The 18,220-nt window shown below is 70.4% G+C and carries 15 protein-coding genes, 1 tRNA gene and 1 pseudogene; 6 read left to right on the forward strand and 11 right to left on the reverse strand.

All coding sequences use genetic code 11. The features are described from left to right. Positions 1–129 precede the first annotated feature (129 nt). On the forward strand, positions 130–651 hold the full coding sequence (locus AMO33_RS10875) for a hypothetical protein (protein ID WP_060592412.1): 522 nt from the start codon (positions 130–132) through the stop codon (positions 649–651). Between the two features lie 9 nt (positions 652–660). Here AMO33_RS10875 and AMO33_RS10880 read toward each other — a convergent pair whose 3' ends face one another. After that, positions 661–1,956, reverse strand: coding sequence for an RNA polymerase sigma factor (locus AMO33_RS10880; RefSeq protein WP_060592414.1), 1,296 nt, complete (start codon positions 1,954–1,956; stop codon positions 661–663). Between the two features lie 20 nt (positions 1,957–1,976). Continuing rightward, on the reverse strand, positions 1,977–2,405 hold the full coding sequence (locus AMO33_RS10885; RefSeq protein ID WP_011208412.1) for a YciI family protein: 429 nt from the start codon (positions 2,403–2,405) through the stop codon (positions 1,977–1,979). Positions 2,406–2,796: 391 nt separating this feature from the next. Here AMO33_RS10885 and AMO33_RS10890 point away from each other — a divergent pair, with 391 nt between their 5' ends. Then, positions 2,797–3,573, forward strand: a complete 777-nt coding sequence (locus AMO33_RS10890) for a PRC and DUF2382 domain-containing protein (RefSeq protein WP_060593424.1) — start codon at positions 2,797–2,799, stop codon at positions 3,571–3,573. Between the two features lie 94 nt (positions 3,574–3,667). Here AMO33_RS10890 and AMO33_RS10895 read toward each other — a convergent pair whose 3' ends face one another. Further along, positions 3,668–4,750 (reverse strand): isocitrate/isopropylmalate dehydrogenase family protein, encoded by a 1,083-nt coding sequence (locus AMO33_RS10895; protein WP_060592416.1) that lies wholly within the window; start codon positions 4,748–4,750, stop codon positions 3,668–3,670. 209 nt (positions 4,751–4,959) lie between these two features. Between AMO33_RS10895 and trxA the strand changes: the two genes are divergently transcribed. After that, entirely contained in the window at positions 4,960–5,334 is a 375-nt protein-coding gene (gene trxA / locus AMO33_RS10900) for a thioredoxin (protein ID WP_011208409.1), read from the forward strand. A gap of 100 nt (positions 5,335–5,434) precedes the next feature. On the opposite strand, the gene AMO33_RS10905 is transcribed toward trxA, so the two are convergent. After that, the gene (locus tag AMO33_RS10905) at positions 5,435–5,869 is read right to left on the reverse strand and encodes an alpha-isopropylmalate synthase regulatory domain-containing protein (protein WP_011208408.1); all 435 of its coding nucleotides are present in this window, start codon (positions 5,867–5,869) and stop codon (positions 5,435–5,437) included. 486 nt (positions 5,870–6,355) lie between these two features. Between AMO33_RS10905 and AMO33_RS10910 the strand changes: the two genes are divergently transcribed. Then, positions 6,356–7,846, forward strand: coding sequence for an amidase (locus AMO33_RS10910; protein ID WP_060592418.1), 1,491 nt, complete (start codon positions 6,356–6,358; stop codon positions 7,844–7,846). Between the two features lie 21 nt (positions 7,847–7,867). Here the strand turns inward: AMO33_RS10910 and polA are convergent, their stop codons facing one another. The 7 genes and pseudogenes from polA to AMO33_RS10945 form a co-directional block, all read right to left on the reverse strand. Next, positions 7,868–10,600 (reverse strand): DNA polymerase I, encoded by a 2,733-nt coding sequence (gene polA, locus AMO33_RS10915; protein ID WP_076573664.1) that lies wholly within the window; start codon positions 10,598–10,600, stop codon positions 7,868–7,870. Between the two features lie 127 nt (positions 10,601–10,727). Continuing rightward, entirely contained in the window at positions 10,728–11,423 is a 696-nt protein-coding gene (locus AMO33_RS10920) for an ABC transporter ATP-binding protein (protein WP_060593426.1), read from the reverse strand. 364 nt (positions 11,424–11,787) lie between these two features. Further along, a pseudogene (locus AMO33_RS30310) lies at positions 11,788–12,741 on the reverse strand (ABC transporter ATP-binding protein); the annotation flags it as partial. After that, the gene (locus AMO33_RS10930; RefSeq protein ID WP_060592422.1) at positions 12,738–14,138 is read right to left on the reverse strand and encodes a branched-chain amino acid ABC transporter permease; all 1,401 of its coding nucleotides are present in this window, start codon (positions 14,136–14,138) and stop codon (positions 12,738–12,740) included. The pseudogene AMO33_RS30310 and the gene AMO33_RS10930, both read right to left, overlap by 4 nt. Then, positions 14,135–15,148, reverse strand: a complete 1,014-nt coding sequence (locus AMO33_RS10935; protein ID WP_011208403.1) for a branched-chain amino acid ABC transporter permease — start codon at positions 15,146–15,148, stop codon at positions 14,135–14,137. The genes AMO33_RS10930 and AMO33_RS10935 overlap by 4 nt, the downstream gene beginning before the upstream one ends. Before the next feature lie 108 nt (positions 15,149–15,256). Continuing rightward, positions 15,257–16,456 (reverse strand): branched-chain amino acid ABC transporter substrate-binding protein, encoded by a 1,200-nt coding sequence (locus AMO33_RS10940; protein ID WP_041560025.1) that lies wholly within the window; start codon positions 16,454–16,456, stop codon positions 15,257–15,259. A 226-nt stretch (positions 16,457–16,682) separates the two neighbouring features. Next, entirely contained in the window at positions 16,683–17,297 is a 615-nt protein-coding gene (locus AMO33_RS10945; protein WP_011208401.1) for an ANTAR domain-containing response regulator, read from the reverse strand. 225 nt (positions 17,298–17,522) lie between these two features. Between AMO33_RS10945 and AMO33_RS10950 the strand changes: the two genes are divergently transcribed. Next, positions 17,523–17,609, forward strand: a tRNA-Leu gene (locus AMO33_RS10950). Positions 17,610–17,685: 76 nt separating this feature from the next. Then, positions 17,686–18,195 (forward strand): monooxygenase family protein, encoded by a 510-nt coding sequence (locus AMO33_RS10955; RefSeq protein ID WP_060592424.1) that lies wholly within the window; start codon positions 17,686–17,688, stop codon positions 18,193–18,195. Positions 18,196–18,220 lie beyond the last annotated feature (25 nt).

Below are 18,220 nucleotides of genomic sequence, written 5' to 3' on the forward strand. Positions count from 1 at the left end.
ATCGCGAGATGGGCCACAGTCGGGTTTCACCGAACCGGTTGCCGCAGGGCCCGATTCGTTGCCCGCCTGCTTGTAGGGTGCACGGGGGAAATCCCGGCGCAGGGCCCGGGAACGACGGGAAGGACGACGATGTCGGAAGCCTCGGCCGAGGTGCTCCTCGACGACTTCGAGAACAAGGACAATTGGGAACTGGCCGGGCCGGGTGCGGAGCGCACCCACCTGACCACCTTCGCCGAGGGCGCGCCGTGGAAGCGGCCCGGCGTCTACGCCGACGGCGCGGCGGGCGCCGACCACCGCGCGGTGGTGCTGCTGATCCGTTCGGCCACCGAGGGTTTCGCGGTGGAGCTGGCGGCGCGCGCCGACCGCCCGATCACCGTCGCGGGCCCGATGACCGCGCTGTGCCTGTGGGTGCGCTCGCCGCACGCCTCCCTCACGGTGGGGGCGCGGCTGCGGCACGGCGGCGCCGACACCGAGGTCGACCTGGGCCGGGTGACCGCCGCGGGCGAGTGGACCCGGCTCGAATTCCGGCCCGCCGAGCCACTCGCCGACGTCGAGCTGCGCGCGGTGACCATCCGCCTGGACGAGGTGGTCAAGCGCGCGGGCGAGGTGATGATCCTGTTCGACGACCTCACCGCCGCCACCGGCGTCTGACCCGCACGCTCAGTCCAGGGCGGCCAGCTTGCGCCGCAGCAGTGCCCGTTCGCCGGCATTGCCCGCCAGCCGCAGAGCGCTCTCGTACTCCGCCCGCGCCTCGCCGGTCCGGCCCAGCTGCCCGAGCAGTTCGGCACGGGCGGCGTGCAGGTAGTGGTAACGGGCGAGCGCGGCTGTGCCGAGCAAGCCGTCCACGATGCGCAGCGCCGCCGCGGGGCCCGCGGCCATCGACACCGCGACGGCGCGGTTGAGTTCGACGATCGGCGAGGGCGACAGCCTGCCCAGCGCCTCGTAGAGCAGCACGATGCGGTCCCAGTCGGTCTCGGCCACCGAGGGCGCCAGCGCGTGCGTCTCGGCGATGGCGGCCTGCAGACCGTAGGCGCCGCGGCCGCGGCCGAGCGCGTCGGCCCGGGCCAGCGCCGCCTGACCGCGCAGGATGCGGGAGCGGTCCCAGCGGGAACGGTCCTGGTCGGCGAGCAACACCGGCTCGCCGTCCGGGCCGATCCACGCCGGGAACCGCGCCGCGGTCAGCTCCATCAAGGCGACCAGCCCGTGCACCTCGGGTTCGTCGGGCACCAGCTCCGCGAGCGCGCGCCCGAGCCGCAGCGCCTCCCGGCTCAGGTCCGGCCGCATCCACTCCTCGCCCGAGCCGGCGGCGTGCCCCTCGTTGAACACCAGATACAACACGCCGAGCACACCGGAGAGCCGGTCGCCGAACTCCGCGCGCCCGGGCACCGCGAACGGCACCTTCGCCGCGGCCAGTGTCTTCTTCGCCCGGACGATCCGCTGCTGGACCGTCGCCGTCGGCACCAGGAACGCCCGCGCGATCTCCTCGCTGGTGAGGCCGCCGACCACCCGCAGCGTCAACGCGACCTGGGCCTCCCTCGACAGCACCGGGTGGCACGAGACGAACAGCAGCCGCAGCACGTCGTCGCCGATGTCGTCGGGGTCCCACGGCAGCGGCGCACCCGCGCCGACCGCCGCCGCCTCCTCGGCGGCCAGATCCCGCGCGAACATCGCCAGCCGTTCGTCGTAGCGCTCCTGCCTGCGCCACCCGTCGATCGCCTTGCGTTTGGCGACGGTGGTCAGCCACGCGCCGGGGTTGGCGGGCACCCCGGTGCGCGGCCACTGCGCCAGCGCGTCGGCCAGCGCCTCCTGGGCCAGGTCCTCGGCCAGCGCGAAGTCGCCGACCGCACGGGTGAGGGTGGCGACGATGCGCGCGGACTCGATCCGCCACACCGCCGCGACGGAACGCCGCACCGACTCGTCGGGGCCGGTGCGGGTTCCGTCGTCGGATCCGGTCATGTCGTCGGGCCGCCGACCGCTCAGGCGGTACCGGTGCCGGTGCCGAGCTCTTCGCGCCAGGCGGATTCCTTCTGCACCCACTCGTTGTCCTGCGGGAAGTCCTCCGGCTCGGTGACCCGCCTGACCTCGATCTTGGAGCCGGGGCCGAGCGGCACCCGCTTGGCCCATTCCACCGCCTCCTCCTTGGAGGCGACGTCGAGCAGCCAGAAGCCGCCGAACAGTTCCTTGGTCTCGCCGTAGGGACCGTCGGTGACCAGCGGCGGGTCCGCGGAGAAGTCGACGACGAACCCCTCCTCGGGCTCGCGCAGTCCCTCACCGCCCAGCAGCACACCGGCCTTCATCAGGGACTCGTTGAACTTGCCCATGTCCTCGATGATCTGCTCGAACGGGATCTGCTTGGCCGCCTCGATCGCCTCGTCGGTCGCCCGCATGATCAGCATGTACTTCATCGATCCGCTCCTTGTCCGGGGGCCGCCATTCGACCCTCTCACCCTGGCGTCGAACGATAGGACCCCGGATCGACAGGCACGCCGACTTTTTTCGAGAGATTTTTTCCGACCCTCAACTGGACGGTTGCCATCGCACGCACCCGGCCGGTTCCCGAGCGGCCTGCCGCCCCGCCGTGCTCCGCAATTACCAACCGGAAATAGCGTGTCCCACCGGGGATTCTGCCGATCCACTCCCCGCGCCGGTGTTTGCCCGCGACCCGCCCGGGTAGTTGCGCGAATGTAGCTGATCAGCACATCAGGTCGAACATCTCGATCACGTACCGCGGTAACACGAGCTCCGCGCCTCACGCCGGGGTGGCGGGGACATCCACCGACAACCCGAGGAGTGATCATGACTCAGGCAACGCTCGATTCCCTGATCGGCAGCACCGTCATCGACGCCAACGGCGAGAAGATCGGCAAGGTCAAGCAGATCTACATCGACAACGAGAACGGCTCGCCCACCTGGGTGGCGGTCTCGACCGGAATGTTCAGCAGCGATTCGCTGGTACCGCTGGCCGGGGCCCAGCACCAGCGCGACAAGGAAGCGCTGCGGGTGCAGGTGAGCAAGGAGCGGGTGAAGTCCGCCCCGCACCTGGACCAGGACGGCCGGATCAGCCGGGAGGCCGAGACGGAACTGTTCTCGCACTACGGCATCGATCCACGCCGGGCGGGCTGGGACACCTACGGTCGCCAGCACATCCGCCCCGGGCCGGACGAGCCGATGACCCACGGTCGCGACGACGCCCTGATCCGCTCGGAGGAACGGCTCGAGGTCGGCACCGAACGCGAGACGGTGGGCCGCGCGCGCCTGCGCAAATATGTCGTGGAGGAGGACCAGACGATCAACGTCCCCACCCGGCACGAGGAGGTCCGCGTCGAACGGGAGCCGATCACCGATCCCGGCCGGGTCGGCCGCACCGACCTGGGTGAGGACGAGCGCGAGGTGACCCTGCACGCCGACCGGGTCACCGTGGACAAGGAAGCGGTGCCGGTCGAGCGCGTGCGCCTGGCCGTCGACGATGTCGAGGACCAGCAGACGGTGTCGGAGAACGTCCGCAAGGAGTACATCGACACCGAGGGCGTACCGACCGAGCAGCGCCGTCCGGGGCCGCGCGACCAGCGCTGAGCCCCGCCCGCACCGTGGAGCCCGGCGACCCCGGGCTCCACGCCCATCCGGCTCGCCGCGCTACCACCCTGGCCGCGCTACCACCCTTGCCGCGCTACCGCCGATGCACCCGGGCGCACACCTGCTCGGTGAACTCGGCGGTCGAGGCCTGCCCGCCCAGATCCGCGGTGGCGATCCCGGCGGCGAAGGTCGCCGCCACCGCGCGCTCGATCCGTTCGGCGGCGCGGCTCAGCACCGGCTCGCCGCGCCGGATCGCCAACCACCGCAACAACATCGCCGCCGAGCACTGCAACGCCACCGGGTTGGCGCGATTGTGCCCGGCGATGTCGGGCGCGGCCCCGTGCACGGCCTGGGCCATCGCGCGCGTCGCCGAGCAGTTCAGCGACGCCGCCGTGCCGAGCGATCCGCTCAGCTGTCCCGCCAGATCGGAGAGGATGTCGCCGAACAGGTTCTCGGTGACCACTACGTCGTAGTCGCCCGGGGCGCGCACCAGATGCGCGGCCGCGGCGTCGACGTGCTCGTCGTCGACCACCACCCCCGGATACGACTCCGCCACCTCGTAGCAGACGTCGCGGAACAGCCCCATCGTGCGCGGCAGCACGTTGGCCTTGTGCACGATGGTCACCTTCTTGCGCCGCGTCTGCGCCAGCCGGAACGCCTCGTGCGCGATGCGCTCGGTCGCCTGCCTGCTCACCACCGCGACCGCCATCGCCAGATCGATGCTCGGCTGGAACTCGCCCGAGCCCGCGACCATGTTCCGGTCGGCGTAGAAGCCTTCGCTGTTCTCCCGCACGATCACCAGATCGATGTCGGGCGCCGCGGCCCGCACGCCGGGCAGCGCGCGGGCGGGGCGGATGTTGGCGTAGAGGTCGAAGTGTTTGCGGATCGCCCCGCCCGGCGGCACCGCGCCGCGATGCTCACCGGGATAGGAGGCGTTGTCGTGCGGCCCGAGGATCCAGGCGTCCACCGCGGCCAACCCGTCGAGGGTCTGCTGCGGCAGCGGTGTGCCGTATTCCTCGATCGCGCGGTGGCCGATCAGCAGCGGCACCCACGCCACCGCCGCGCCGCCCGCCGCCGCCAGCGCCTCGTCGACCACCGCCCGGGTCGCGCGCACCACCTCCGGTCCGATACCGTCACCGTCGATCAGCCCGAGCCGGACCGCCTTCGCATCGCTCACCGAGCCATCTTCGCGCCCGGCCCCGCCGTGCTCGCTCCGACCCGCCCGGTGCCGACGACGACCTGCCCGAACGAGGTGATTTCGCCGCCGCGAGCGGGTACTCGCCCGAGAAGTGGCGACGCCCGACCCTCCGGTCCCGGAGGACGAGCCGGGAAGATAGGCACCACGCCGGGCGTTACAGCAGGCGAAACACGACACGAGAGGACGTCATGGCCACCCAGACGCTGACCCAGCAGAATTTCGATGAGGTAGTCACCGGGAACGACGTGGTACTCGTCGATTTCTGGGCCGAATGGTGCGGTCCGTGCCGCAGCTTCGCGCCCACCTACGAGGCCTCCTCCGACAAGCACCCCGATGTCGTGCACGGCAAGGTCGACACCGAGGCCGAGCAGGCGCTGGCGGCGGCCGCCAACATCCGCTCGATTCCGACCATCATGGCCTTCCGCGAAGGCGTGCTGGTGTTCGCGCAGCCCGGCGCCCTGCCGCCCGCCGCGCTCGAGGATCTGGTCACCCAGGTCAAGGCGCTCGACATGGATGAGGTGCGCAAGCAGCTCGCCGAGCAGCAGCAGGGCGCGGCCGAGTAGTCCACCCGGGCACGCCCGGACGAGACGGCAGTGCCCCGGAGAGAACGAAACGGGTCGTCCACCGCGCGGTGGACGACCCGTTCGTCGTGTGCGGCCGAGGTCAGGAGCCGAGTCGGTTGATCCCGGAAATCATTGCGCGCGCGGAGGATTCGGCGCTGTCGTCGGCGAGCGCGGCGCCCCAGCCACGCTTGCCGTTGACCTCGCACTGCACGAAGGTCGCGGTGCCCTCGCTGGTGCGGCGCTGGTGGAACTGCAGGATCTCGACCGGGAAGCCCTCCTCGTAGAGGGCCGAGGTGAGCGCGGCGACGGGGCTGCCGATGGTGGCGACGGTGCGCAACCGGTCGGCGAACTCGAGCGTCGCGGTGTACGCGGCGGCGCGGCCGCCGACGGCGACCCAGTCGCTGAGCCGGACGGGTCCGGAATCCTGGCAGTAGCGGTCGTAGAACTCCGCCGGGCTCATCCCGGCGCTCTCGGCGCGCAGGGTTCTGGGGGCGGCGGAGACGAAGGCATGCGGATCAAGGGCGAGAAAAGTCATTGAAGTAGGTCTTCCCGAAGAAGTCGGCGGAGGGGACCAGCATCAACAAAAGAGAAAACAGCCCGCAGCGAGGGGGCCGGTCCGAATCAGACCCCGCTACGGCGGGTTACTACGACGAGGGGTAGTGCCTGCGCCGGCTCGAAGGCGGTAGCCTGCGTAACCACGGTCAGCCCGGCAAGGGCCCGCGCGAGCGCCGCGTCGCGGTCTGCGGCACGGTGCACTGCACGGAGGCTGTGGGCGGGATTCGGCACGCGTCCGAGGATAGGCACCCACACGCCCGATGGCAACCTCATTTCGCGCCCGATTCGCCTACCGGTGAGTATCATCACCGCAGCTCAGCTGCGCAGTCCCGGCCTGAGCGGGGCGACCGCCGTGGTCAAGCTCGACTCCCGCCTCCTCGCGCCGATCCGCCCGGGCGCACAATCGGCGTGTCGCCGTGGTGTGTGTCTCCCCGGGCGGCACGGGTGCACGGTGAGAGGAGAAGTGATGCGTTTCGACGAGTACCGCGCCCACGACGCGGTGGGCCTGGCCGAATTGGTCGCGCGCGGGGAGGTGCGCGCCGCGGACCTGCTCGAGGTGGCGCTGGCCCGCTGCGCGGAGGTGGACCCGGTACTGAACGTGCTCACCCGGCTGATGGAGGGCGAGGCCCGCGAGCGCGTGGGCGGCGCCCTCGACGGCCCACTCGCCGGTGTGCCGTTTCTCGTCAAGGATCTGATGCAGGACTACGCCGGGCTGCCCACCTCCGGCGGCACCGGTCCGTTGCGGACCGTGCCCGCGCTCGAGCACAGCATCGTGGTGCGGCGGTGGCTGGCCGCCGGGCTGGTGATCTTCGGCAAGACCACCACCCCGGAGTACGGTTGCAAGGCGGTCACCGAGTCGCGCACCTTCGGAATCACCCGCAACCCTTGGGATCTCACGCGTACACCGGGTGGCTCCTCCGGCGGTTCGGCCGCGGCGGTCGCCGCGGGCGTGGTGCCGGTCGCGGGCGCCAACGACGGCGGCGGTTCGATCCGGATCCCCGCCGCGTGCACCGGGCTGTTCGGGCTCAAACCCGGCCGCGGCCTGGTCCCCAACGGTCCACTCGCCGGTGACGCCATCCTCGGCGCGGGCGTGCAGGGCGTGATCTCGCGCAGCGTGCGCGACACCGCGGTGATGCTCGACATCCTCTCCCCGCCCGACCCGGGCGCGCCCTACACCGTCGCCCGGCCCGAGACGTCCTACCGCGCGGCGCTGGACACCCCGCCGCCCGCGCTGCGCATCGGCTTCACGCACCGCTCGCCCTTGGACACCCCGGTGCATCCGGAGGCGGTCCGCGCGGTCACCGAGACCGCCCGCCTGCTCGAATCCCTCGGCCACACCGTGGAATCCGCGGAACCGGCGATCGACGGCGTGCGGCTGGCCCGCGATTTCATGACCGTCTGGACCACCCACCTGGCCGCCTCGGTCGCCGACACCTGCGAGCGCACCGGCGCCAAGCCCACCGACTTCGACGTCGACACCCAGACGATGGCGGCGGTCGGGCGGACCGTCCCCGCGCCCGCGCTGGTGACCGCGGGCGACCGCTGGAACGAGTACACCCGCGCGCTGGCCGATTTCCACGGCCGCTACGACCTGCTGCTCACCCCCACCCTGGCCGAGCCGCCGCAACCCATCGGCACCAACCGCCTGCCCGCGGCACTCGAAACCATCCTGCCGCCGATCCTGCGCGCGGGCGCGGGGCACCTGATCTCCCGCAGCAGCATGTACCGGGGCATGGTGACCAGCCATCTGGCCGCGACGCCGTTCACCCAGCTGGCCAACGTCACCGGCCGCCCGGCGATGAGCGTGCCCCTGCACACCACCGCGGACGGGTTGCCGCTCGGCGTCCATTTCACCGGGCCGAGCGGCAGCGAAGCGCTGCTGCTGCGGCTGGCGGCGCAGCTCGAGACGGCCGCGCCCTGGTTCGACCGCCATCCGCCCGCCGATCCTGCCCGATAGCCGGACCGGCGGGGTGGCTCGTCAGTGCGCGGCGGCGTCCCAGCTGCGCCCGGTGCCCACCGACACGTCCAGCGGCACCGACAGCGCGATGGCCGCCGACATCTTCTCCCGCGCCAGCTGCTCGAGCGCGTCCCGCTCGCCCTCGGCCACCTCGAAGACGAGTTCGTCGTGGATCTGCAGCAGCATCCGCGAGCGCAGCCCGGCCTCCCGGATGCCGCGGTGCACGTCGATCATCGCCACCTTGATGATGTCGGCCGCGGTGCCCTGGATCGGCGCGTTGAGCGCCATCCGCTCGGCGGCCTCGCGGCGCTGCCGGTTGCTCGAGTCCAGGTCGGGCAGGTAGCGGCGGCGACCGAACAAGGTCTCGGTGTAGCCGACCTTGCGAGCCTGCTCGACCACCTCGTACAGGTAGTCGCGGATGCGGCCGAAGCGGGAGAAGTAGATGTCCATCTGCTCCTTGGCCTCGGCGGTGCTGATCTTGAGCTGGGCGGACAGCCCGTAGGAACTCAGCCCGTAGGCCAGCCCGTAGGACATGGCCTTGATCCGGCGGCGCAGCTCCGGGCTCACCTCCGCGATCGGGATGTCGAAGGCCTTGGACGCGACGAAACTGTGCAGGTCCTCCCCCGAGTTGAAGGCCTCGATCAGGCCCTCGTCGCCGGACAGGTGCGCCATGATGCGCATCTCGATCTGGCTGTAGTCGGCGGTCATCAGCTCCGCGTAGCCCGGGCCCACCACGAAGGTGTCGCGGATCATCCGGCCGGTGTCGGTGCGGATGGGGATGTTCTGCAGGTTCGGCTCGGTGGAGGACAACCGGCCGGTCGCGGCGATGGTCTGGTTGAAGGTGGTGTGGATGCGTCCGTCGTCGGCCACCGACTTGAGCAGGCCGTCGACGGTCACCTTCAGCCGGGTGGCGTCGCGGTGGGCGAGCAGATGTTCCAGGAAGGGGTGCTGGGTCTTCTCGAACAGCGATTCCAGCGCGTCGGCGTCGGTGGTGTAGCCGGTCTTGGTGCGCTTGGTCTTGGGCATGTCGAGCTCGTCGAACAGCACCACCTGCAGCTGCTTGGGCGAGCCGAGGTTGATCTGCTTGCCGATCACCCCGTAGGCGGCCTCGGCGGCCTGGGCGACCTTGTCGGCGAATTGTCGTTGCAGCGCCTCGAGCTGCTCGCAGTCCACCGCGATGCCCGCCTCCTCCAGCGTGGCGAGCACGCCGAGCAGCGGCAGTTCCATGTCGGTGAGCAGCGCGGTGGACTCGATCTGCTCGAGTTCGGCGTCCAGCGCGGCGGCCAGGTCGAGCACGGCGCGGGCGCGCAGCATCTCCGCGCGCGCGGTCTCGGCGTCGACGGCGTCCTCGTCGTCGAGCAGCGAGAGCTGGGCGTTGTCGTCGGTCTCGGCGCGCAACTCGCGGTGCAGATAGCGCAGCGAGAGGTCGTCGAGGTTGAAGCTGCGCTGCCCGGGGCGCACCAGATAGGCCGCCAGGGCGGTGTCGCTGGTGAGCCCGCCCAGCGTCCAGCCGCGCCCGCGCAACGCGTGCATGGCCGACTTGGCCTCGTGCAGCGCCTTGGGCACCGCCGGGTCGGCCAGCCAGGCGGCCAGCGCCGCCTCGTCCTCGGGGGTGAGCACGGTGACGTCGATGTAGCCGCTCTCGCCGTCGGCGGCGGCGATGGCCAGCGCCTGCACGTCACCGCGCGCGGGCGCGCCGCTACCGACCACCGAGACACCGTGGCGCACACCGGCTTTCGCGTGTTCGGCGAGCCAGTCGGCGACCGCGCCGACGGCCAGCGCGCCGCCGCTGATCTCGAACCCGGACTCGGCCTCCTGCTGCGGCGGCGCCAGCGTCTCGAACAGGCGGTCGCGCAGCACCCGGAACTCGAGGTCGTCGAAGAGACGGTGGATCTTCTCGCGGTCCCACGGCCCCTGCGCCAGCTGATCCGGCGTGTAGGGCAGCGGCACGTCCTTGACCATCTCGGTGAGCTGCCGGTTGAGCACCACGCTGCTCAGATTGGCGCGCAGCGCGTCGCCGACCTTGCCCTTGACGGTGTCCACCTTGTCCACCAGCGTGGCCAGGTCGCCGTACTCGCGGATCCACTTCGCCGCGGTCTTCTCCCCCACGCCGGGAATGCCGGGCAGGTTGTCGCTGGGGTCGCCGCGCAGCGCCGCGTAGTCCGGGTACTGGTTGGGGGTGAGACCGTATTTGGTCATCACCTCCTCGGGAGTGAACCGCGTGAGGTCCGAGACGCCCTTGCGCGGGTAGAGCACGGTGACGTCGTCGTCGACCAACTGGATCGAGTCGCGGTCGCCGGTGACGATGAGGATGCGGAAACCCTCGGCCTTGGCCTGGGTGGTGAGCGTGGCGATCACGTCGTCGGCCTCGAAACCGTCGATCGCCATGACCGGGATGCCGAGCGCGCCGAGCACGTCCTTGGTGAGCTCGACCTGCCCGCGGAACTCGTCCGGCGTCTGGCTGCGGTTGGCCTTGTACTCGGGGTAGGCCTCGGTGCGGAAGGTCTTGCGGGAGACGTCGAAGGCCGCGGCGATGTGCGTGGGCTTCTCGTCGCGCAGGAGGTTGATGAGCATGGCGGTGAAGCCGTAGACGGCGTTGGTGGTCTGCCCGGTGACCGTCTTGAAGTTCTCCGCCGGTAGGGCGAAGAACGCGCGGTAGGCGAGCGAGTGCCCGTCCAGCAACAGCAGGGTCGGCCGCCCGCCCTCGGCGCCGGGAGCGGGAGTGGAACGCGAGGCAGTCGTCGGTGAGCTCACCACCCAGAGTCTAGGGACCGGCACCGACAGGCCGATACGCCGACACCACCCCGATCTCCGGTCCGCCGCGCGCCCGGCGATGCGACATCCCCACCGCACCGCCGGGCCCGCGACGCCCGCCGCGCCGCTAGCCGACCCCGAGATAGGCCGATTTCACCGCCGGATCGGTGAGCAGGTCCGCACCGCTGCCGGTCTTGGTGACCGCCCCGGTCTCCAGGATGTAGGCGCGGTCGCTGCGGGCCAGCGCCTGCTGGGCGTTCTGCTCCACCAACAACACCGTGGTGCCCTGCTGGTTGATCTCGCTGATGATCCGGAAGATCTGCTGGATCACCATCGGCGCCAGACCCATCGACGGCTCGTCGAGCAGCAGCAGCCGCGGCCGGGCCATCAGGGCGCGCCCGATCGCCAGCATCTGCTGCTCGCCGCCGGACAGCGTGCCGCCGACCTGTTTGCGCCGCTCGCGCAGGCGCGGGAACAGTTCGAACACCCACTCGAGGGTCCGGGTGTACTCCGCCTTCTGCTTGAACACCCGCCCGTAGCAACCCATGTCGAGGTTCTCCTGCACCGTCATGCCGGGGAACACGCCCCGGCCCTCGGGTGCTTGGATGAGCCCGCCGACCACCCGGTCGTGCGCCTTCACCGTGGTGATGTCGCGGCCCTCGAACCGGATGCGGCCGCGGGTCAGCGGTAGCAGCCCCGACAGGGCGCGCATGGTGGTGGTCTTGCCCGCCCCGTTGGCGCCGAGCAGGGTCACCAGCTCGCCCTCGGCCACCCGCAGCGAGACCCCGTGCAGCGCCTGGATGCGGCCGTAGTTCACCACCATGTCCTCGACCTCGAGCAGTGCCGGGGCGTCGGAGGTGCGCGTCGAAAGATCCGGTGCCGCACCGGTTCCGGGCCGGTGCGCGTCCGCCGGGTCCGTCGTCGCCGGGTCGATTTCCGGACGGGCCGGCTCGCCCACCCGCACGGCGGGTCCCGCGCCGGGCTTCGGAATCGGCAGCTTCTGCGTCGGATACTCCCCGCCGGCCTGCCCGGCCTCCCGCTCGGCCCCGGTCTGCCCGCCCTCCGGCTCGGCCCGCCCTGCCCGGCCGCCCGCCCGGCCCGGCCTGCCCCGCGTCCGGCTCGGCCCCGGCCCGCTCGCCGCCCGACTCGACTCCATCCCGCCCGGCGTCCCCCGCCTGCTCCGCGCCGACCTGGTCGTCGGGCACGCCCAGGTAGGCCGCGATCACCGCCGGGTCGTCGCGGATCTCGGCGGGCAGCCCGTCGGCGATCTTGCGGCCGAACTCGAGCACCACGATCCGGTCGGTCACGCCCATCACCAGGCGCATGTCGTGCTCGATGAGCAGTACGGTGAAGCCGTCGTCGCGGATCTTGCGGATCAGGTCCATCAGCGCCGACTTCTCGCTGGGATTGAACCCCGCGGCGGGCTCGTCCAGGCACAGCAACTTCGGCTCGGTGGCCAGCGCGCGGGCGATCTCCAACCGGCGCTGGTCACCGTAGGAGAGGTTGCGCGCCTTCTCCACCGCTCGCGGCGCGATACCCACGAACTCCAGCAGCGCCATGCCGCGCTCGATGGCGTCGCGTTCCTCCCGGCGATGCCGGGGCGTGCGGAACACCGCGCCCGGCACCGAGGTCTTGTGCCGGGCGTCGGTGCCCACCACCACGTTCTCCAGGGCCGTCATCTCCCCGAACAACCGCACGTTCTGGAAGGTGCGCGCTATGCCGAGGCGGGTGATGGCGTTGCGCTTGGTCTTGGTCAGCGGCTTGCCGTCGAAATGCACCAGCCCGGCGGCGGGTCGGTACACGCCGGTGATCGCGTTGAAGCAGGTGGTCTTGCCCGCGCCGTTGGGGCCGATCAGGCCGAGGATCTCGCCGCGGCGGATCTCGAAGCTGACGTCGTCGAGCGCGGTGAGGCCGCCGAACTTCACGGTGAGCCCGTCGGTGCGCAGCAGCGGCTCGCCGACCGCGGTCTCGATCGTCCGGTGCGGTGCGACGACCTCGGCCACCGCGTCCGCGTCGGCGAGTTCGGGTGCCACCGCGGTCACGTCGACCTCACCGGCGCTCTCGGCTTCCGGCGGCGCGGCGTACCCGGCGGCGATGTCCTCGTTGTCGAACAGCGCGTCACCCGCGCCCGGCCCGGTCACTTGCCCGCTCCGATCGGCTCGCCGACGGTGGGTTTGCGCACCGCCTGATACACCTGCCTGCCGTAGCTGAGCAGCTTCTGCCGCACCGGGAACAGGCCCTGCGGCCGCAGAATCATCATCACCACCAACGCGATACCGAAATACAGATACTTGAGGTCGCCCAGCGATTGCGCGCCGCCCGGGCGGAACAGCAGCACACTGCCCAGCAGCAACGCCGCCATCACGCCGGTGAAGACCATCCCGGCGATCACCCCCCGCCGCACCCAGGCGCCGAGATCACGGCCCTTGTAGCGCCACAGCACGAGCAGCCCGACGAACAGCACCACGTCCACGATCAGCAGCACATAGCCGGTCGACTCGCTGTCCACCAGGTTCACCGAGGTCAGCCGCTTGGGCAGGTAGGCGATGATGAACGCGCCGAAGATGACGCCGAGCTTGTTGCCCTGGCCGCCGATCACCACCGCGCACAGGAACAGCATCGAATTGATGATGTTGAATCCGGTCGGATTGATGAACTGCACCTGGCCGGCGTACATCGCGCCGGACAGTCCGCCCACGGCCGCACCGATGAGGAAGGCCCACAGCTTGAACTTGAAGGTCGGCACGCCCATGATCTCGGCGGCGTCCTCGTCCTCGCGGATCGCCACCCAGGCCCGGCCCACCCGGCTGCGCTCGAGGTTGCCCACGATCAGCAGCACCACGATCACCAGCGCGAGCCCGAGCCAGTACCAGTAGGTGCCGTAACTCGCGCGGTCGAGCAGGTTGGCGCTGGCCGGGTCGCCGGTGTTGCCCGCGGAGAACACCCCGTTGGGTTTGCTCTCGGATTCGCCGACGTGCGGGTAGGCCACCTCGGACAGGCCGAGGCTGCCGTTGGTCAGTTCGTGCAGGTTGTCGGCGAGCAGGCGGACGATCTCACCGAAGCCGAGGGTCACGATGGCCAGGTAGTCACCGCGCAGCCGCAGCGTCGGCGAGCCCAGGATCAGCCCGGACAGCGCCGTCACGGCCACCGCGATGGGCAGGCAGGCCAGCCACGCCCACTGCGGGTCGAGCCAGCCGCCGTCGGTCTGGTTCCACGGGCTGTTCGGGCTGGTGAGCAGGCCGACGGTGTACGCGCCGATGGCGTAGAAGCCGACATAGCCCAGGTCCAGCAGACCCGCTTGGCCGACAACCACATTCAGGCCGATGGCGATGAGCGCGAACATCGCGAACTCGGCCATCACCAGTCCGAAGTTGTAGGCCGGGGTGTCCAGGACGGGCGGCGGGAACAGCGGCAGCAGCGCCAACGCGATGATCGCGGGCACACCGACCGCCCACTGCGCGGGCCGCGACAGGCCGTCCCACCAGGTGCGCAGCGCGTCGCCGAGACCGGCCCGCGCCGGAGTCGTGGTCGTGCTCATGCCCGTGCCTTCCCGAGACTCTCGCCGAGGATGCCCGTCGGCCGCACCATCAGCACCGCTACCAGCACCACGAACGCGACCACGTCGCGCCATTCGATGCCGAGCAGGATCTGGCCGTACTGCTCGACGATGCCGAGCAGCAGGCCGCCGAGCAGCGCGCCGCGCAGGTTGCCGATGCCGCCGAGCACCGCGGCGGCGAAGGCCTTGATGCCGAGGATGAATCCGCCCGAGTAGATGATCGCGGGCGGGATCTTGATCGCGTACAGGGTGGCCGCCGCACCGGCGAGCAGGCCGCCGATGAGGAAGGTCAGCATGATCACCCGCTCGCGCGAGACACCCATCAGCGTCGCGGTGTCCGGGTCCTGCGCCACCGCGCGGATGCCGCGGCCGAATTTCGTTCGGTTGATGAGCATCTCGGTCGCCAGCGCGAGCACCACCGCGGCCACCACGATCAGGATCGCGATGTTGGTGACGTCGGCGCCGCCGAAGCTGAACTGCACGGTCGGCTCCACCAGCTGGATCGGCTGCTGGGCGTTGGTGCCGCCGAGGTCGGGATCGATCTTGGGCAGGATGAAGTGCACGAACTCCTGGAGCACGAACGACATGCCGATCGCGGTGATCAGGAACGCCAGCGGTTTGGCCCCGCGGCGGCGCAACGGCCGATACGCCACCCGTTCCAGGCCGACGGCGGCGCCGCCGGAGACCACCATGCCGACCACCATCGCCAAGCCCAGATAGACGACGGTCAGCACCACACCCTGGTCGTAGACGTCGGGCCCGGCCGAGAAGCCGAATATCATCAGGCCGACCAGCTGCCCGAACATGCCCAGCATGAATATTTCCGAATGGGCGAAATTGATCAGTCGCAGCACGCCGTAGACCAGCGTGTAGCCCACCGCGACCAACGCGTAGATGGAACCGTAGGTGACCCCGTCGACGGTCAGGCGCCAGAATTGATCGAAGACGTCCTGGTAATTGAAGTCGATCGAGCTCGCGACAAGGGAGACCATGTCGCTCGATGTCGATGATGTCATTGGAATAGCGCCCTCACCCGTATCCCTCAGGAAACAGCACGCACGGAGGCGGTGCACCTCCGTGCGTGCTGCACTGTCTCGCGCCTACTCGACCTCGTAGATCCAGATCTGCGCGTTGGCGAGTTCGCCGTCGGGGCTCCACTTGTATTGCCGGGCCAGGCCGGGGCCGTCGTAGGAGCGGACGAATTCCAGCAGGTCGGGCCGGGTGACCTTACCGCTGTCGATGCCCTTGGCCAGGATCGTGGCCAGGTCGTAGGCCTCCACCGAGTAGACGCCGGGCGCCTGGCCGTTGAGCGCCTCGTAGTCCTTGGCGAACTGCTCCGGCGCCGGACCGCACGGGCAGGTCAGCGTGGCGCCCTTGGCGGCGCTGCCCGCCTGCGCGATGAACTGCGGGTCGTTGACACCGTCGGGACCGACGAACACCGCGTCCACGCCACCGGACTTCAGCTGCTGGGCCAGCGGTGCGCCCTCGGCGTAGTAGCCGGCGAAGAACACCGCGTCCGGCTTGGCCGCCGCGATCTTGGTGACGGTGGCCGAGAAGTCCTTGTCGCCCTTCTTGATGCTGGCCGCGCAGCCCGGATCGGCGGCCGCGCCCAGCCCGGCGGTGACGCTGTTGGCCAGGCCGACACCGTAATCGGTGTTGTCCTGCACCACGCAGACCTTCTTGTAGTTGGCGGTGTTCACCAGGTACTTGGCGACCGAGGGGCCCTGCACGTCGTCGTTGGCCAGGCCGCGGAAGAAGCTGGTCCAGCCGTTCTGGGTGAGGGTGGCGTTGGTGGCCGAGGAGGTCAGCGCGGCCAGGCCGGCGTCGCTGAGGATCTGGCCGGTGGCCTTGGTCTCGCCGGAGAAGGCGGGGCCGACCAGGCCGATGATCGAGCGATCGTTGACGATCTGCGGGATCACCTGGGTGGCCTTCTGCGGGTCGCCCTCGGTGTCGAACTGCTTCAGCTCGATCCGGCAGCCGGGGTTGGCCTGGTTGTGCTTGTCGAGGGCGAGTTTCACGCCGTTGACGATGTTGATGCCCAGCGCCGCGTCGGGGCCGGTCAGCGCACCCGCCATCGCGATCGCCGTCCCGGGCGGGCAGGTGGCCGAGCCGGTGCCCGCCGGGTCGGCGGCCTGGGCCGGGTCGGTCTTGGGCACTTCCCGGCCCTCGAGGTCCACCTGTGTCACGGGCTGGATGGACAGGCCGCCGGTTCCGGTGCCGGTGGTATCGGAACCGCTGTCGGTGGATTTGTCACTGCATCCGGTCAGTGCGAGTGCGGCGGCGGCACCGATGGCCAACACACCTCGCGTCGTACGACCGCGCCAAGTCGAACTAAGCACGTCTCACCTCTACGTCCTGTGCTCCCCCGGCTGCCCGAGGGGGCCGACCACGTCAGCCCGGTCAGAAACATAGCGTCGCGACGTTCGATCCGCATGACATTGAGAGCACCGAAATGACGCCGTGTCGAATTGTTTACGGCCATCATGTTTCGAGCGAGTAAATTCTCGCCCCGGCGCACGCGCGCCCTCACTTGGGCGCGAGGTTCTCCAGCACGACCTCGGCGACGGCCTTCATGGTGGTACGGCGATCCATCGCGGTGCGCTGGATCCACTTGAACGCCTGCGGCTCGGACAGCCCCTGGGTCTGCATCAGCACGCCCTTGGCGCGCTCGACCAGCTTGCGGGTCTCCAGCCGATCGGCCAGGTTCGCGACCTCGCTCTCCAGCGCGGTGATCTCGTGGAAGCGGCTGGCCGCCAATTCGATCGCGGGCACCAGATCGGATTTCGTGAAGGGCTTGACCAGATACGCCATCGCACCCGCGTCCCTGGCTCGCTCGACCAGGTCGCGCTGGCTGAACGCGGTCAGGATCACCACGGGCGCAACACGTTTCGAGGCGATCTCGGCAGCGGCGTCGATACCGTCGCGGCGCGGCATCTTCACGTCCATGATCACCAGATCGGGCCGGTGCTCGACCGCCAGATCCACCGCCTGCTGGCCGTCGCCCGCCTCACCGACGACCTGATACCCCTCCTCGGTCAGCATCTCCACCAGATCCATCCGGATGAGCGCCTCGTCTTCGGCGACGACGACCCGCTTCGCCCCGGCATTCGTCGTGCCGGCGCCCCCAGCTGTAGTGCTCATAGGTAGACCCCTCTGGTTCCGATGCCCTGTCCCCGGCGCACCGCGCGGCGACGCGACACCGACGAACCGGTCTCGCCTGCCCGACACGGCCGCCGAGTGATGTAAAGAGTACCGTTCGGCCGCCCGAACAACGCATATACCCTGGGCAAAGGCCGGTCGCCCCGCGGCGCCGCCCGCCCGTTTCGGTGATCGGCCCGTGCACCGGCTATAGTTCACACCCGGTGCGCCGAGTTGGCGGAACTGGCAGACGCGACGGTCTCAAAAACCGTTGTCCGAAAGGACGTGTGGGTTCGAGTCCCACACTCGGCACCATCTCTCCCGTTCGGGTCGAACCATTCCACCGCCTCCACCGTGTCACCTCCGAGACGTCGAGCTCGGGAGGTTCCCCATGCGCGTGGACCGCACCACGGTGGATCTGGCCGCGTATCCGGACCTGGTGGTGATCCTGCTCGGCATGCGGGTGCGCCGCCCGCGGGGGCTGCTGCGGTTGCTCGGGGTGGGGCCGAGGCTGTACCGCTCGCACCGGGACCGGCCCGACGGGCTGCTGCTGCACGAGGACGTCGTCTGGGGCCTCGTCCCGCCGCATTGGGGCGCGCGGCAGTACTGGCGCGATCTGGAGAGCCTGGAGCGGTGGACCAGGAGCGCGCCGCACCGGCAGTGGTGGCAGGAATTCCTGCGCGATTCCGGCGGCACCGGATTCTGGCACGAGGCGTATTTCCGGCGCGGCGGTATCGACGCGATGTACGACGACATGCGTCCGGCCGCGGGGCTGGCCCGATTCGCCCCGGTGATTCCGGCGCGCGGGCCGATGTTCTCCACCCGCGGGCGGGTCCTCGGGGAGGTCGCGCCGCCGCCCGTCGTCCCCGAATCCCGCTATTACCCGGGCGAATCCGAGTGAGCGACGCCACAATCATCGACGGGGA

Source organism: Nocardia farcinica, from assembly GCF_001182745.1.
GTDB lineage: Bacteria > Actinomycetota > Actinomycetes > Mycobacteriales > Mycobacteriaceae > Nocardia > Nocardia farcinica.